Annotated in this window: 14 protein-coding genes, 1 riboswitch and 1 other annotated feature; of the genes, 1 reads left to right on the top strand and 13 read right to left on the bottom strand. The window is 31.4% G+C overall.

Features of this window, described 5'->3' with window-relative positions; translation table 11 throughout:
* Nucleotides 1-18: 18 nt before the first annotated feature.
* The 5 genes from CLOTH_RS06605 to CLOTH_RS06585 form a co-directional block, all read right to left on the bottom strand.
* Nucleotides 19-693 carry a response regulator transcription factor gene (locus CLOTH_RS06605; protein WP_079412336.1) on the bottom strand — a complete coding sequence of 225 codons (675 nt, stop codon included), beginning with the start codon at nucleotides 691-693 and terminating at the stop codon, nucleotides 19-21.
* Nucleotides 694-701: 8 nt separating this feature from the next.
* Nucleotides 702-2,582 (bottom strand): selenocysteine-specific translation elongation factor, encoded by a 1,881-nt coding sequence (gene selB / locus CLOTH_RS06600; RefSeq protein WP_079412335.1) that lies wholly within the window; start codon nucleotides 2,580-2,582, stop codon nucleotides 702-704.
* Nucleotides 2,583-2,594: 12 nt separating this feature from the next.
* A complete protein-coding gene (gene selA, locus CLOTH_RS06595) occupies nucleotides 2,595-3,998 on the bottom strand; it encodes an L-seryl-tRNA(Sec) selenium transferase (protein ID WP_079412334.1) in 1,404 nt (467 codons plus the stop codon).
* A 129-nt stretch (nucleotides 3,999-4,127) separates the two neighbouring features.
* The gene (selD, locus tag CLOTH_RS06590) at nucleotides 4,128-5,138 is read right to left on the bottom strand and encodes a selenide, water dikinase SelD (protein ID WP_331722050.1); all 1,011 of its coding nucleotides are present in this window, start codon (nucleotides 5,136-5,138) and stop codon (nucleotides 4,128-4,130) included.
* 124 nt (nucleotides 5,139-5,262) lie between these two features.
* Nucleotides 5,263-5,892: a helix-hairpin-helix domain-containing protein gene (locus tag CLOTH_RS06585; protein WP_331722041.1), complete on the bottom strand. Its 630-nt coding sequence runs from the start codon at nucleotides 5,890-5,892 to the stop codon at nucleotides 5,263-5,265.
* A gap of 65 nt (nucleotides 5,893-5,957) precedes the next feature.
* Between CLOTH_RS06585 and CLOTH_RS06580 the strand changes: the two genes are divergently transcribed.
* Nucleotides 5,958-7,241: a D-alanyl-D-alanine carboxypeptidase family protein gene (locus CLOTH_RS06580; RefSeq protein WP_079412331.1), complete on the top strand. Its 1,284-nt coding sequence runs from the start codon at nucleotides 5,958-5,960 to the stop codon at nucleotides 7,239-7,241.
* A 29-nt stretch (nucleotides 7,242-7,270) separates the two neighbouring features.
* On the opposite strand, the gene sdaAA is transcribed toward CLOTH_RS06580, so the two are convergent.
* From sdaAA to rsfS, 8 genes are all read right to left on the bottom strand, one after another.
* The gene (gene sdaAA / locus CLOTH_RS06575) at nucleotides 7,271-8,143 is read right to left on the bottom strand and encodes an L-serine ammonia-lyase, iron-sulfur-dependent, subunit alpha (RefSeq protein WP_079412330.1); all 873 of its coding nucleotides are present in this window, start codon (nucleotides 8,141-8,143) and stop codon (nucleotides 7,271-7,273) included.
* Between the two features lie 23 nt (nucleotides 8,144-8,166).
* Complete coding sequence (gene sdaAB / locus CLOTH_RS06570) at nucleotides 8,167-8,844, bottom strand: L-serine ammonia-lyase, iron-sulfur-dependent subunit beta (RefSeq protein WP_079412328.1); 678 nt, start codon at nucleotides 8,842-8,844, stop codon at nucleotides 8,167-8,169.
* Nucleotides 8,845-8,913: 69 nt separating this feature from the next.
* Nucleotides 8,914-9,297 carry a RidA family protein gene (locus CLOTH_RS06565; protein WP_079412326.1) on the bottom strand — a complete coding sequence of 128 codons (384 nt, stop codon included), beginning with the start codon at nucleotides 9,295-9,297 and terminating at the stop codon, nucleotides 8,914-8,916.
* A gap of 71 nt (nucleotides 9,298-9,368) precedes the next feature.
* Nucleotides 9,369-10,592 carry a threonine ammonia-lyase gene (gene ilvA / locus CLOTH_RS06560; RefSeq protein WP_079412324.1) on the bottom strand — a complete coding sequence of 408 codons (1,224 nt, stop codon included), beginning with the start codon at nucleotides 10,590-10,592 and terminating at the stop codon, nucleotides 9,369-9,371.
* 156 nt (nucleotides 10,593-10,748) lie between these two features.
* A complete protein-coding gene (thiT, locus tag CLOTH_RS06555) occupies nucleotides 10,749-11,273 on the bottom strand; it encodes an energy-coupled thiamine transporter ThiT (protein ID WP_079412322.1) in 525 nt (174 codons plus the stop codon).
* A gap of 203 nt (nucleotides 11,274-11,476) precedes the next feature.
* Nucleotides 11,477-11,586: riboswitch (TPP riboswitch) on the bottom strand.
* Between the two features lie 53 nt (nucleotides 11,587-11,639).
* Entirely contained in the window at nucleotides 11,640-12,323 is a 684-nt protein-coding gene (locus CLOTH_RS06550) for a DUF554 domain-containing protein (RefSeq protein WP_079412320.1), read from the bottom strand.
* A 94-nt stretch (nucleotides 12,324-12,417) separates the two neighbouring features.
* A complete protein-coding gene (gene leuS, locus CLOTH_RS06545; RefSeq protein ID WP_079412318.1) occupies nucleotides 12,418-14,832 on the bottom strand; it encodes a leucine--tRNA ligase in 2,415 nt (804 codons plus the stop codon).
* Nucleotides 14,833-14,881: 49 nt separating this feature from the next.
* Nucleotides 14,882-15,072 (bottom strand) — a binding site (T-box leader).
* A gap of 38 nt (nucleotides 15,073-15,110) precedes the next feature.
* Nucleotides 15,111-15,458 carry a ribosome silencing factor gene (gene rsfS / locus CLOTH_RS06540; RefSeq protein WP_143715444.1) on the bottom strand — a complete coding sequence of 116 codons (348 nt, stop codon included), beginning with the start codon at nucleotides 15,456-15,458 and terminating at the stop codon, nucleotides 15,111-15,113.
* Between the last annotated feature and the right edge of the window lie 20 nt (nucleotides 15,459-15,478).

Below are 15,478 nucleotides of genomic sequence, written 5' to 3'. Positions count from 1 at the left end.
ACCGATATAGCCTTGTATTTAATTGTATTTAAAATAATAACCAGCTCCCCATTTCGTTAATATATATTTAGGGTTAGAAGAGTTGTCTTCAATTTTTTCTCTTAGTCTTCTTACATGTACATCCACAGTTCTTAAATCTCCATAATAGTCGTATCCCCATATTTTTTCAAGCAAAGCCTCTCTTGAGAATACTTTGTTCTTATTCGTAGCTAAGAAAAGAAATAAATCAAATTCCTTACCTGTTAGATTTATATCTTCTCCATTTCTAGTTATTTTTCTTCCTAAAGTATTTATTTTGAATTCTCCTATCTCAAATTCAGAAGCAACAGAGTTTTCTTCTACTTTTTTTGTTCTTCTAAGTATAGCATTAATTCTGGCCTTTAATTCTAGTAGATTGAAAGGCTTTGTCATATAATCATCAGCGCCAAATTCAAGTCCCATTATTTTAGTCATATCTTCACCTTTTGCAGTTAACATTATTATAGGAACTTGAGAGAAGGTCCTTACTTCTTTACATACCTCAAAGCCGTCTTTTTTAGGAAGCATCAAATCTAATATAATAATGTCGTATTCCTTGCTTTTAGCTTTCCTTACAGCTTCATCTTCATCTATATCATATTCTTCACTTAATCCATATCTCATTCCTTTTATTAATAGTGGCTCATCGTCAACTATAAGTATTTTTATTTTCATATTATCACCTAATTTAGTATCCTTTTATCATCTATTCTCTTCGTTATTTTATTTCTATCAAAGTGTTCTAATAGTGCCATAGCATATTTTCTACTAGCACCTATTAAATCTCTAAACTCTGATAGTGTTATATTCCCTTTTGAATTTATATGTTCTTTTAGTAAATTCAAAGCTTTATCATAATACTGTTTGTGGTAAATGATATTATCATCTACTTTTATTATAGTATCACCATTTAGTGCCTCTATTACTTGTGTGTATCTTTGGTTATTTAAAATAATATCATTAATGCTTCTAGGAGAGAATTTGTCCATTAGAAGCTTTGATTCTATATCGTTTTTGATTTTTTGGTCTTCTTTAGTGAACTTCACTTTAAAATCATAAGACGACACTATATTATCTTCTACCTTCACTACCTCATCTTCTAAAAATAAATCTATAAGAGCATCAAAATCCCTTGTTTTAAAATTCTTATCTACCTTTGATCTTAATTCTTCTTTAACTATACCTCTTCTTAAAGGGTATTCATTGTGGAAGCTATTAAGTAAACTAAGTGTTTTTTGCTTAAGATCTTGGTAATGACTTTTGTGTATATATATTTTGTTTATTGAAAATACAGATTTATCTTCTATAAGCTTAATTATATTCTCAGTTACTATATCCTCTCTTTCTCCTACGTATTTTAGAATAGATTTGATATCTGGGTATTCTTTTGTATATTTTCTTATTGTTTCCTCTATTATTTCCTTCAAATCTCCTCTTTCCTTAAGTTTTAGTGTTCTTAAGGTTTCATCGTTAAATCTTTTGTTCTTTTTAGGATTTGGATCTAATATTACTCCTCCTCCTATTGTTTCCATAGGAGAATATGACCTTATAACAAATCTATCTCCTTTTTTAGCTACTATAGTTTCTTCAAGTCTTAACTGACAATATCCTTCATCTCCAGAATTTAGTTCTTCTTTGTCTAAAGGTACAGCTCTACCTAAAATCTCTCGAGTTCCGTGATATAGTCTTATTCTATCCCAGTAACTAAGTTTAGCGTTTGAATACCTACTTAGCTTTATTTTTATATCTACCATCATAGACTCTTCCATATAGTTAGGATACGCTAATATATCTCCTCTTTCTATATCTTCTACTTTTACATTCGATAAATTAATAGCTGCCCTTTGGCCTGCATATACAGTTTTTACACTCTTTCCATGAACTTGAATTCCTCTTATCTTAGTGTTTATGTTCTTTGGATATATCATCATCTCATCATCTAGATTTATTTTCCCCTCTATAAGAGTTCCTGTAACTACTGTTCCAAATCCCTTAATTGTAAATACTCTATCTATATGCATTCTAGGATATGAGTCTAAGTTTCTGTCTTCTAAATCATTAGTCAGTTCATCTATAACGTTTGTAAGCTCATCAATTCCACGCTTACTTAGTGAGTCTACCTCTATCATTTTTGCATTTTCTAGGAAAGTTCCCTTAACCTTTTCTTTTATATCCTCTTTAACGAGTGATAAGAAATCATCATCAACTAAGTCACATTTTGTTATTACAATAATTCCATTTTTAACTTCTATAAAGTTTAGTATGTCCAAATGTTCTATTGTCTGAGGCATAACCCCTTCATCTCCTGCTACAACAAACAAAACAACATCCATACCTGATACCCCAGCTAGCATATTTTTGATAAACTTTTCATGCCCTGGAACATCTATAATTCCTGCTCTTTTTCCACTTGGAAGATCAAAGTATGCAAATCCTAGATCTATTGATATTCCTCTCTTTTTCTCTTCCTTTAATCTGTCTGTGTCTTTTCCAGTTAATACTTTTATAAGTGTAGTTTTTCCGTGATCTATATGTCCTGAAGTTCCAATTATTATATTTTTCATACTGCAATCCCCCTAATACAAAATGCCTTTTATAGTGTCTGCAATAATATCAAATTCATCCTCGAATATAGTTCTAACATCTAATATGTATTTATTATCATATACTCTTCCAATTATATGATTATCGCATAACCTTAACTTTCTCTCAAAAGCTGCTACACTAATGTTGTTTGGAACTATACTTACAAGCTTAGTGCTGATTTTCTCAAGTGGCATAGAACCACCTCCAACTTGAGAGTATCCATCTTCTATATTTATATCAATTTCTAGATTTTTGCTTTTTATACAATTATACAAAGCATTTGCTTTACTTTCTAACTCTTCTATATTGTATGTCAGCATTTTTATAGTAGGTATATTCTTTATAGCCATATCCTCATCTAGATACATTCTAAATGTAGCCTCAAGAGCTGCCATTGTAAATTTATCTACTCTAAGAGCTCTAGTTAGCTGATTTTTTTTCATTTTCTGTATATACTCTTTCTTTCCCACTATTATACCTGCCTGTGGCCCACCTAGTATCTTATCTCCACTAAATGTAACTATATCAGCCCCACCTTTTAATGAATCCATTACTGTAGGTTCATAACTAAATCCATATTTAGAAAGATCTATAAATAGTCCACTTCCTAAATCCTCTACAACTGGAATATTATATTTTTTTCCAAGGTCTGATAACTCGTTTATTTCAACACTATGAGTAAATCCTAATATTCTATAATTACTTGTATGGACCTTAAGTAGTGCCGATGTGTTTTCATTTATAGCTTCTTCATAATCTTTTATATATGTTTTGTTTGTACTTCCAACTTCTACAAGTTTAGCACCACTTTGCTCCATAACACTTGGTATTCTAAAAGAACCCCCAACTTCTACAAGCTCTCCTCTTGATACTATTGCCTCTTTATCCTTACAAAGAGTGCTAAGCACCAAAAGTACAGCTGCAGCGTTGTTGTTTACAACAAGAACATCTTCAGCATTAGTAATTCTTTTTATTATATTCTCTAAATGAGAGTATCTAGATCCTCTTTCCCCTAAATTTAAATCATATTCTAAATTAGAATATCTAGATGCTATTCCCCAAACCTCATCTTTAATTTTATCTGATATTAAAGATCTTCCTAAATTTGTATGTATAACTACTCCAGTACCGTTAATAACTTTTCTTAAAGATAGTGAATATTTAGCTTTCGTACTATCTTTTATTTCATGTATCATTTTATCTTCATTTATATAAAAATCTTTTATATCTTTATCATCTAAAGAAAGTATTTTCTTTCTCTGAACATCTATACTCTCTCTTATACTCTCTAAAACTATAACTCTAGGATATTCTTCTAGTAATGTTATTATATTATCATTATTTAATATCTGGTCTACTGAAGGTAGCTGAGAAAATAGCTGCTTCTTATCCACGATTATCTCCCCTTTTTACATTTTTATATTACAATTATACCATATTTCACCTATATATTCTAAATTATGTGTATTTTCTACCTTATCTTCTGTGAAATTGAAAAAATAAAAAAGCCTATATAGGCTTCTTTACTTGACATTTATATACTTTTCTTCTTTTTTAACTACTTTTCCTATTATTTTAGCTTCTAATGCTCCATTTTTTAGAATTTCATCTACAAGTTGCAATGAATTCTCTTCCTTTACTGAAATTAATAATCCTCCTGATGTTTGCGGATCATACAGCACATCCATTAAATTTTCAGGCACATTATCACACTTTACATACTTTGATATATAGTGCATATTTCTATACATTCCAGCAGGAATTATACCCATACTAGCAAGTTCTAAAGCTTGCTTTATTATAGGAACACTTTTAGAATCTATTTCTAAAGTAACATTTGACGCCTTAGCCATTTCTAAAGCATGTCCTAACAATCCAAATCCAGTTATATCTGTTACAGAGTTTACTTTAACCTTATCAAATGCTAAAGCAGCATATTTATTAAGGTGAGACATTATTTTTACTGCTTCATTCTCAACGGTTTTATCACATAAATTTTCTTTTATAGCCGTATTTATTATTCCAGTTCCTACTGGTTTTGTTAAAACTAATACATCTCCTTCTTTGCTTTTATCATTAGAAAGAACTTTATCTGGATGGACTGTTCCAGATACTGAAAGCCCATACTTAGGTTCTTTATCATCTACTGAATGTCCTCCAACTAATAAAGCTCCTGCTTCTTTTACTTTATCTGCTCCTCCTCTTAATATTTCTCCAAGTATATTCATATCTTCACAAGATGGAAAGCACACTATATTCATAGCAACTAAAGGCTTTCCTCCCATAGCGTATATGTCTGAAAGAGAGTTTGCTGCAGCAATTTGACCAAATAAGTAAGGGTCATCTACAACAGGAGTAAAAAAGTCTAGAGTTTGAATAAGTGCCATTTCGTCACTTAATTTATATACAGCAGCATCATCAGATGTATCTAATCCTACAAGTAATTTTTCACTTTCAAACTTAGGCAAACTACCTAGAACCTTAGCCAGATCCTCTGGTCCAATTTTGGCAGCTCAACCTGCAGAAGTAGTCATTTTAGTAAGTCTTTTAATCTCTTTTCCCAAATCTGTCACTCTCCCCTTAAGCAATATTCTACACATTATGATATCATAGTTATACTATTTTTTACAACCTAAGGAAAGCTTGACATTGGTAGTTTCAGTTTATAGATATCAATTCTTTTATGTCCTCAAATTTCTTATCTCCTATCCCTGATACATTTTTTATTTCATCTATTGATTTAAATCCTCCATTTTGATCCCTATATGTTACAATCCTCTTTGCTATAGCTTCACCTATTCCTGGTAGAGATTTTAGTTGCATCTCATCTGCCCTATTTATATTTATCTTTCCAGATGAATTTTGGGTGTTAGAACTTATAGTTATTTGACTATTTCCATTGTCTATATTTTCTCCGACTTTAGGTATTATATAGTGCATTCCATCTTCTAATTTCATAGCTAAATTTATTCTATTATAATCTGCATTTTCTGTAAGTCCTCCTAATTTTTCTATTGCATTTATCATTCTATCACCTTCACTAATAACAACTACTCCAGGTATTTTTACTTCACCACTAATATATACCATCATTTCTTTATTTAAAGCTAGTTTTTTATCATCATAACTTTGTTCGCTAACTTCATCTCCATAAGCAACCTCATTTTCCTCAGGACTTACTACATATATGGTTTTTCCAAATTGGAGTTTATCACTCATAAATATTCCAGCCAAAACAAGTAATAAAACACAGCAGAAAATCATAATATTTCTTATATTTGCTTTCAAACTATTCTCTCCTTTGCTTTTATATGTATCAAGCTATGCTACACTGAATCTAAACGGAGGTAATTATGAGGAAATTTCTATTAATATTATTACCTATACTTATGCTTTTTTCAAATTCTCTAGTGTCATTTGCGTATACATCTCCTCATATTTCTGCAGAAGCAGGGATATTGATAGAGTACGAAACTGGTACTATACTTTATGAAAAAAACGCACACCAAAAGATGTATCCAGCATCTACTACTAAAGTAATTACAGCTTTATTAGTTCTAGAAAATGCTAATCTAGATGATAAAGTTGTTATAGACTATGACCTTGGATATATAGATGGAAGCAGTATGTACTTAAAAAAAGGAGAATCTTTCACAGTAAAAGAGCTCTTAGAATGCCTATTAATAAAATCTGCAAACGATTCAGCAGTAGCGCTTGCAAATCATATTTCTGGTTCTGTTGAAGAATTTTCAAAACTTATGAATAAAAGAGCAAAAGAATTAGGGTGCAAAAACAGTAATTTTACAAATCCTAATGGTTTACCTGATCCAAACCACTATTCAACTGCATATGACCTAGCTTTATTTGCCAAAGAAGCTATGAAGCATGATGTATTCAGAGAAATAGTTAAAACACCATACCTTAGAATTCCTCCTACAGAACAAACCCCTAACGAAAGAGTTTTTAGAAACTCTAACAGATTGTTATGGGGCCAAGGCGGAAGAAATACCATGGACTATAAAGGCAAAACTGTGGATATTAAGTACGATGTAATAGATGGAATAAAAACAGGATATACTAATCTTGCAAGACAGTGTCTTATAAGTACTGGTGAGAAAGATGGAATAAGGGTAATATCAGTTGTTCTAAAAACTGAAGGCAAAAATGTATACATAGATACTAGAACTTTAATAGACTATGGAATTGATAACTATAAATTAGAAAATGTATTATTCAAAAATCAAGTTCTAGGAAATAAATTAATTCCACTTTCTAAGGAGAATACTATTAACTACGGCCCTGCAGATAATTATAAAATCCTTTTAAGAAAAAATGAGAATATAGGTAATGTCCGTACTGATATAAACCTAAGTCCTAATCTTTCTGCTCCTATAAAATATGGAGATACAGTAGGAAAAATAAAAGTTTATAGGGATAACAATGTTTTATCCGAGATAGATTTAATAGCACTAAGCGATGCTACTCCTATTTTAGTCAAATATTCTACATTAAATACATTTTATAAAACAGGAATTACATTGCTTAAAATAGTTATTTTATGTCTATTTATATTCACTTTTATAAAGATAAATAAACTGTATTTCTCAAAAAAAGGAAAAAATAAACGCAAAAAATAGTAAAAGAGCATAGATCTATGCTCTTTTTATTATCCAAATATCTTTTTAGTTAATGCACATCCAGTACAAGTAGCTGCAACTCCCCCAAGTGCTGTTTCTCTTAATTCATATGGAAGACTCTTTCCTACTTTATACATAGCTTCTACTACTTCATCAAACGGTATTACGCTTACAACACCAGATAAAGCCATTTCAGCAGATATTAATGCATTAGCAACACCAATTGAGTTTCTTGTTTGACATGGTGCTTCAACAAGTCCTGCTATAGGATCACACACAAGCCCCATTACATTGTTTAGAGCCATAGATGCAGCGTGAAGTGCCTCTTGTGGTGTTCCTCCCATCATTTCAACTATTCCTGCTGCAGTCATAGCTGCGGCAGAACCTGTTTCAGCCTGACAACCACCTTCAGCTCCTGCTACAGTTGCATTTCTAGTTATTATTATTCCTACAGCAGCTGCTGTAAATATAGCATTTAGCATATCTTCATCACTTAGTCCATATTCTTGTGCTACAGTTATTACCCCTGCAGGAAGAATACCGCAAGATCCAGCAGTAGGTGCTGCAACAATAAGTCCCATAGAAGCATTAACTTCTAATACTCCCATAGCTGCACTTATAGCCTTTGACATAAGAGATCCACACACTGATTTGTTCGAGCTTAGTCTATTTCTAACCAGTTTAGCTTCTCCACCTATAAGCCCACCTACAGATTTTATATCTTCTGTTAAGCTTCTTTCTATTGAGTTTTTCATTATCTCTAAACTGTATTTCATTTTATTTATTATTTCTTCTCTTGATGCTTTAGTTAATTCCATTTCTCTTTCTATGCATACTTCATATATTTTTTTATTTTGACTTTGGCAAAGCTGTAATAAATCGCTTCCATGTGTAAAGTTCATATTTGTCACCTTTCCTTAAAGATTTACTCAAGCCCCTTTATTATGAACGCATCTTTTATAAGGTCTTCATTGCTTAGTATATCTTTAACTATATTTTCATGAATGTCATCATCTGCTTCTATTATTGTAAATGCTTCATTTCCTTTTTCTTGTCTATATATGCTCATAAAAGCTATATTTATATTATTTTTAGACAGACAACTAGTTATATGAGTGGCAGCTCCTGGTAAATCTCTTTGCTTTACTATAAGTGTCGGATATGCTCCTGTAAATTCAAGTTTTAGCCCATTCATTTGCGTAACTTTTATATTACCTCCACCTATGGAAGCTCCAACAATTTCCAATTTTTTTCCACTTTCAGTTGTTATTTCAATTTTAGCTGTATTTGGATGATAATCATCTCCTAAATCAACAGTAATAAATTCAAAATCCAATCCACTTTCCTTAGCTATTTGAAATGAATTTCTTATTCTTTCATCATCTGGAGCAAATCCTAATATTCCTCCTACTAAAGCTTTATCTGTACCATGACCTTTATACGTTTGAGCAAATGATCCATGAAGATAAAACTTAACGTTAGTAATTTTCTCTCCAGCTATTTTATATCCAACTCTCCCAAGCCTTGCAGCTCCAGCTGTATGAGAACTAGATGGACCAATCATATTAGGTCCTACAATATCAAATATACTATAATTTTTCATAAGATCCCTCTTTCAATGTCTAGTTACTTAAAAAATGACCAAGGATTAACCAAGGTCATTTTAAAATTGTTATTCTACTACAGCAATAGCTTCTATTTCAACCTTAACATCTCTAGGTAGTCTAGCTACTTCTACACATGCTCTAGCTGGCTTGTTATCTCCAAAGTACTCAGCGTATACTTCGTTTATTTTTGCAAAATCATTCATATCTTTTATAAACACAGTAGTTTTTACAACATTTTCAAAAGAAGCATTAGCAGCACTTAATATAGCTTTTAAGTTCTCTAAAACTCTTTTTGTTTGCTCTTGAACATCTTCTGAAACTATTTCCATAGTAACAGGATCAAATGGAACTTGTCCTGATATAAATACCATGTTTCCTGCTTTTATAGCTTGAGAATATGGTCCTATAGCTTTTGGTGCATGCTCAGTATGTATTATTTGCTTATTCATTTTTATTCCTCCTCTTATTTTTTGTTATATTATTATAATTTAACAAATTTACTTTTTAAATACATTTATAATTATATTAAATCACAATATGTTTCAACTGTATATCCATTTGATTCAAGTTTTTCTACTATTTGTGCAACATGATCTTTGTCAAAAGTCTCTAATACTACTTCAACTGGCTGAACACCTAATCTTAAATTATTTGAAAGTTTAATTGTATTTACAGATAATATATTTGCATTTAATTCATAGATTAATGCAGTAAGATTTGATAATCCACCTGGCTTATCTTGTATCATAGTTCTAAAAGTGAATCTTCTACCTTCTTTTATTAAAGCATTGTCTATTATTCTCCACACCATATTAACATCTATATTTCCACCAGAGATAACTGATACTATATTCTTTCCTTCTTCTTTTATCTTTCCAGTGATAATTGCAGCTACAGACACAGCTCCAGATCCTTCTACTACTATTTTATCCTTTTCCATAAGGAATAAAACAGCTTGAGCTATTTCGTCTTCATTTACTGTAACTATTTCATCAACATATTCTTTTACTAATTCATACGTTAAGTTTCCAGGTCTTTTTACAGCTATTCCATCTGCGATAGTAGCAGCTGAAGAAAGTGTAATTATTTCTCCTTCGTCTACTGATCCTTTCATAGATGCTGCATTAGATGCCTCAACCCCTATAATTTTTATGTTTGGATTAATAGCTTTTGCCGCAACAGCTATTCCAGCTATTATTCCTCCTCCACCTATAGGTACTAAAATAGCATCTACATCTTCTAAGTCTTCAAGTATTTCAAGAGCTATCGTTCCTTGTCCTGCTATTACATATGGATCATCAAATGGATGAAGGAAAGTTGCTCCTGTTTCATTTTGTATTTCTAATGCTTTAGCATAAGCATCATCATATACAGCACCATTTAATATAACCTCAGCACCATAAGATTTAGTTGCACTAACCTTTGCAAGAGGAGCAGTAGCTGGCATAACTATAGTTGCTTTTATTCCATTCATCTTTGCACCTAATGCTACTCCCTGTGCGTGATTACCTGCACTTGATGCTATAACTCCGTTTGCTTTCTCTTCTTGTGTTAAATTAGCTATTTTATTATAAGCCCCTCTTATTTTGAAAGACCCTGTCTTCTGTAAATTCTCAAGTTTTAAAAACACTCTATTATTGCTTATTTTACTAAGGTGTACACATTCTACAAGCTCTGTCTTAAGTACTACGTCTTTTACTACTTCTCTTGCTTTTTGAACATCATTTAGAGTTATTTTCGTCACAATTTTACACTCCTCACCAAATATTGTCTTAATTTTATTTTATACATTATATGGATACAATTCAATAGGAAAATGTTTTTTTGCAATATTTTAATTTGTCAAACTATTAACCATCAAAAAAGCTGATGAATATACTCATCAGCTAATCCTAAATTATTAACTTAAACTTAGACTCTTTAAAGGTCTATATATCAATCCAAACACTACATAAGATATTATCAGTTCTGGCAATAGGTATGATCCATTGTAAAGAATAGAATATATCCAAGGATTTGTTCCTTCTGGTGCATATATTCCCCATACTATAGCTCCAGAAATAACGTGGAACACAAACCTTCCAAATATACCCAAAAATACTCCTAAGAATATTCCCTGTATATTCTTTCTGAATAAACCTGCAAGACCTAATGCCCCAAAAGCTACTACATAATCAAATAGTATTGATAGTATATGGTAAGAATATTTAGGTCCTAATATAAATTGTAGTATTCCATAAACAGTTCCAACTAAAAGACCTGGCTTTAGCCCCCATCTAATTGAATACACAATTATAGGAACCATACTTGCAGCAGTAATAGACCCACCGTAAGGTGCCTCAAATATTTTGATATAACTTAGAATCTGTGCAAGTGCAATCATAACACCTGCTTCTACTAGCATTTTAGTAGACATTTGTTTCATTTTAACTACCTCCTATTAATATTTTGTTTTCAGGAAGTATATAGAAATTCTTGAAAGAACAAAGTCTTTCTTTGAAAGATTCAAAAGAAGACTTTGTTGAAACACATTACGTAAATTATGACTTATACACAATTTGTTAAAGTGCATAATTTCCTATGTGTTATAAAAAATGCTGCATTCTCTGAATGCAGCATTAAATATAGTTATTCCTATTTCTATACTTCCTACGCTGGCATTACCCAGATCAGGTTCTAGGGTCGGAGTTCCTTAACTCCCTCTCAGCCAGATTAGTCTAGCTCCCCTTTCAATATTCTATTTCACAACTAATTCTATCAAAACTCTACATATTTTTCAATATATTTTGAATTATTTTCCTAATATATTTAACAATACTTGATAGACAAATGGGATAAGAACTGCTGGCAGTAAATTAGCCACCTTTATTTTGGAATTTCCCACCATATTAAGCCCTATTCCTACTATCAATAAGCTTCCAACTGCACTCATTTCTCTTATAGTTGAGTCTAGTAATATATTTCTAAGAAATCCTGCTCCAAGAGTTATTATTCCTTGATATATAAATACTGATATCGAAGATAACATAACTCCTATTCCAAGAGAAGATGAGAATATTATAGATGAAATACCATCTATTGTTGATTTTGCGTATAAAGTTTCATGATTTCCAGTAAGTCCGCTTTCAAGAGAACCTACAATAGCCATAGCCCCTACACAATAAATAAGAGTTGCAGTAACAAATCCTTCTGATATTTTTCCTACATTAAATCTTTTTTCAAGACTGTCCCCTAATTTTTGTAGCATAGAATCTATATCTATTACTTCTCCTATAAAGGCTCCTATACCTATTGAGAATATTAAAAGTAATATATTAGAAGATTCAAGTGCTCCAGATATACCTATAAGCATAACACATAAGGCTAGTCCTTTAATTATAGTGTCATTAAACTTTTCTGGATTTAATCCCTTAATTAGCTGTCCTATAATACTTCCTATTATGATGGCTATAGCGTTTACTATTGTACCAAGCAAGTTAATCCCTCCATTTTTGTTGTATCTAAAGTAAATTCAACATTTTTTTACTAAATCCTTTAATTAGCAGAAAAAAAGGAGCCAAAAGGCTCCACTATTTAACAACTATATTTACCAATTTCTTAGGAACTGCTATTACCTTAACTATAGTTTTTTCATTTGTTAACTCTTTGATTTTATCATCTTCTAGAGCTAATTTTTCCATATCTTCTTTAGATATATTTGAAGGTAAATTCATTTTTCCTTTTACTTTTCCATTTATCTGCACTACAACTTCAATTTCATCTTTAACTAATGCACTCTCATCATAGTTTGGCCAAGTGATATCATGAATACTTCCGTTTTTGCCTATATGTTGCCATAATTCTTCTGCTACGTGAGGTATAAATGGAGCAAGTATAGTAACTATAGTTTCTAATCCTTCCTTTAATATGCACTCTTTTCTATCTTTTAACTCTTTATATTTATACATATCGTTAACAAGTTCCATTAATGAAGATATAGCTGTATTAAAGTTAAATCTTCCTGAAATATCTTCAGTTACCTTCTTTAATGTACTATGAATAGAGTATCTTATGTCTTTGTCTTCTTTAGTTAAGCTTCCTAATTCCGACGTGTTGTTTATAACTTCTTTTAATTCATCTACTAATCTATATACTCTATTTATAAATCTAAAGCATCCTTCAACTCCTTGATCAGACCATTCTAAATCTCTTTCAGGAGGTGCTGCGAATAATACGAATAGTCTAGCTGTATCTGCTCCATAGTTTTCTATTATTTCCATAGGGCTTACGATATTACCTTTAGACTTAGACATTTTCGCTCCATCTTTTAAAACCATACCTTGCGTTAACAAGTTGTTGAATGGTTCATCAAAGTCAAGCATTCCAAGATCTCTTAAAACTTTAACAAAGAATCTAGAATATAAAAGATGTAGTATAGCATGTTCTACTCCACCTATATACTGATCTACTCCCATCCACTTATTAGCTAGCTCTTTAGAGAAAGGAGCATTTTCATTTTTAGGATCTATATATCTTAAGAAATACCAAGATGAATCTATAAATGTGTCCATAGTGTCTATATCCCTTTTTCCTTCTTTTCCACACTTAGGACAAGTAGCCTTAGAAAACTCTTTTGAAGTTGCAAGAGGTGATTCTCCTTTCCCAGTAAACATTACATCTTCTGGTAAAATAACTGGGAGATCTTCTTCTTTCACAGGTACAGCACCACAGTCATCACAATATATTATTGGAATAGGACATCCCCAATATCTTTGTCTAGATATAAGCCAATCTCTAAGTCTATAGTTTGTAGTTTTCTTTCCTATACCTAAAGACTCTATTTTTTCTATGATTTTATCGAATCCATCTTTTGAAGACAGCCCATTAAACTCTCCTGAGTTTATCATGATTCCATCTTCGTTTATAACTTCAACTATTTCTAAATTGTATTTATTTGCAAAGTCGCGATCTCTATCATCATGAGCTGGAACAGCCATTATAGCTCCCGTTCCATAGTCTACCATTACATAATTAGCTATATATATAGGTACTTTGTTTCCTGTTATAGGATTTATTGCGTACTTACCTATAAATAATCCTTCTTTTTCTAGTTCTGTAGAAGATCTTTCTATTTCGCTCATATGCTGAATCTTTTGTCTAAATTCATTAACCTTATCTTCATACTCTGTTCCACTGACTATTTGAGTTACGTATTCATGTTCAGGAGCAAGTACCATATAAGTTACACCACATATAGTATCTGGTCTTGTAGTAAATATTTTTAATTTCTTATCAAAGTCTTCTATCTCAAATTCAACCTCTACTCCTATACTTTTTCCTATCCAATTTTTCTGCATTAATTTTACTTTTTCTGGCCATCCATCAAGCTTTTCTATATCTTCTAGAAGTTCTTCTGCATAATCTGTTATCCTTAAGTACCACTGTTCTAAATCTTTCTTTATAACACCAGAATCACATCTTTCACATTCTCCACCTACAACTTGCTCATTTGCAAGAACTGTTTCACAAGATGGACACCAGTTAACAAAAGATCTTTTCTTATAAGCAAGACCTTTTTCAAAGAACTTTGTAAATAAATATTGAGTCCACTTATAATAATCTGGAAGGCAAGTAGCTACCTCTCTATCCCAATCGTATGAAAGACCTAGAAGTTTAAACTGCTCTTTCATATCTTTAATATTTTCTTTAGTCCATTTATCAGGATTAGCTTGATGCTTTATAGCTGCATTTTCAGCTGGAAGACCAAATGCATCCCATCCCATAGGATGAAGTACATTATATCCTCTCATTTTCATAAATCTAGCAACAACATCTCCTATAGAGTAATTTCTTACATGACCCATATGTATTTTTCCTGATGGATAAGGAAACATTTCAAGAACATAATATTTAGGCTTATCACTTTCTCCTGTTCTAAATGCATTTTTATCTTCCCATATACTTTGCCATTTTTTCTCTATCTCAGCGAAGTTATAATTTGACATACCATACCTCCTATTTATTATCAAAAATACAAAAAACTCCTAATCCCTGTTTAGGGACGAGGAGTCATCTCGCGGTACCACCCTAATTTAGCTAAAAGCCATCTCAGTAGCTCTATAAAGGAAGCTAACCTTAAGATAATTTACTACTGGCAAGTTCAAGAATAAACTTTACTGATTCACACCAACCATCAGCTCTCTGTAAAAGTCATTTTCTTTACTACTCCAGTTTATCTTTTAAACATTATTATATTAAAATGTATAATTTATATCAAGCTATTTTACAAAGTTTCAATGTCTATATATGGTGCATCTTTCCAAAGTCTTTCAAGGTCATAAAATGCTCTTTCTTCTGTATGGAATATGTGAACCATTACATCTCCATAATCTAAAAGAATCCATCTTGAAGTATTATGCCCATCTTTTCTTTTAACAGATATTCCTTCTTTTTCAACTTCGTATTCAACATTGTCTGCAATTGCCTTAACTTGTCTTTCAGAAGTTGCACTTGCTATAACAAAATAATCAGCAACAGAAGTTATATTTTTAAGATCTAATATAGCTATATCTTCTCCCTTTTTGTCATCTATTGCATTATAGATTTTCTTAACCATTTCCTCAACTTGTATCATCAAAATTTCCTCCTTTA

Origin of the sequence: Alkalithermobacter paradoxus (genome assembly GCA_002029295.1) — a bacterium.
Classification (GTDB): Bacteria; Bacillota; Clostridia; order Peptostreptococcales; family Peptostreptococcaceae; genus Alkalithermobacter; species Alkalithermobacter paradoxus.
Note: the sequence above shows the minus strand (reverse complement) of the source record. Positions and strands in the feature narration are given on the sequence as shown.

Bases quoted from the DNA above. Each gene is read 5' to 3' on its own strand.
- CLOTH_RS06605 (WP_079412336.1), bottom strand. From the start codon at position 693: ATGAAAATAAAAATACTTATAGTTGACGATGAGCCACTATTAATAAAA.
- selB (WP_079412335.1), bottom strand. From the start codon at position 2,582: ATGAAAAATATAATAATTGGAACTTCAGGACATATAGATCACGGAAAA.
- CLOTH_RS06580 (WP_079412331.1), top strand. From the start codon at position 5,958: ATGAGGAAATTTCTATTAATATTATTACCTATACTTATGCTTTTTTCA.
- sdaAA (WP_079412330.1), bottom strand. From the start codon at position 8,143: ATGAACTTTACACATGGAAGCGATTTATTACAGCTTTGCCAAAGTCAA.
- sdaAB (WP_079412328.1), bottom strand. From the start codon at position 8,844: ATGAAAAATTATAGTATATTTGATATTGTAGGACCTAATATGATTGGT.
- CLOTH_RS06565 (WP_079412326.1), bottom strand. From the start codon at position 9,297: ATGAATAAGCAAATAATACATACTGAGCATGCACCAAAAGCTATAGGA.
- thiT (WP_079412322.1), bottom strand. From the start codon at position 11,273: ATGAAACAAATGTCTACTAAAATGCTAGTAGAAGCAGGTGTTATGATT.
- leuS (WP_079412318.1), bottom strand. From the start codon at position 14,832: ATGTCAAATTATAACTTCGCTGAGATAGAGAAAAAATGGCAAAGTATA.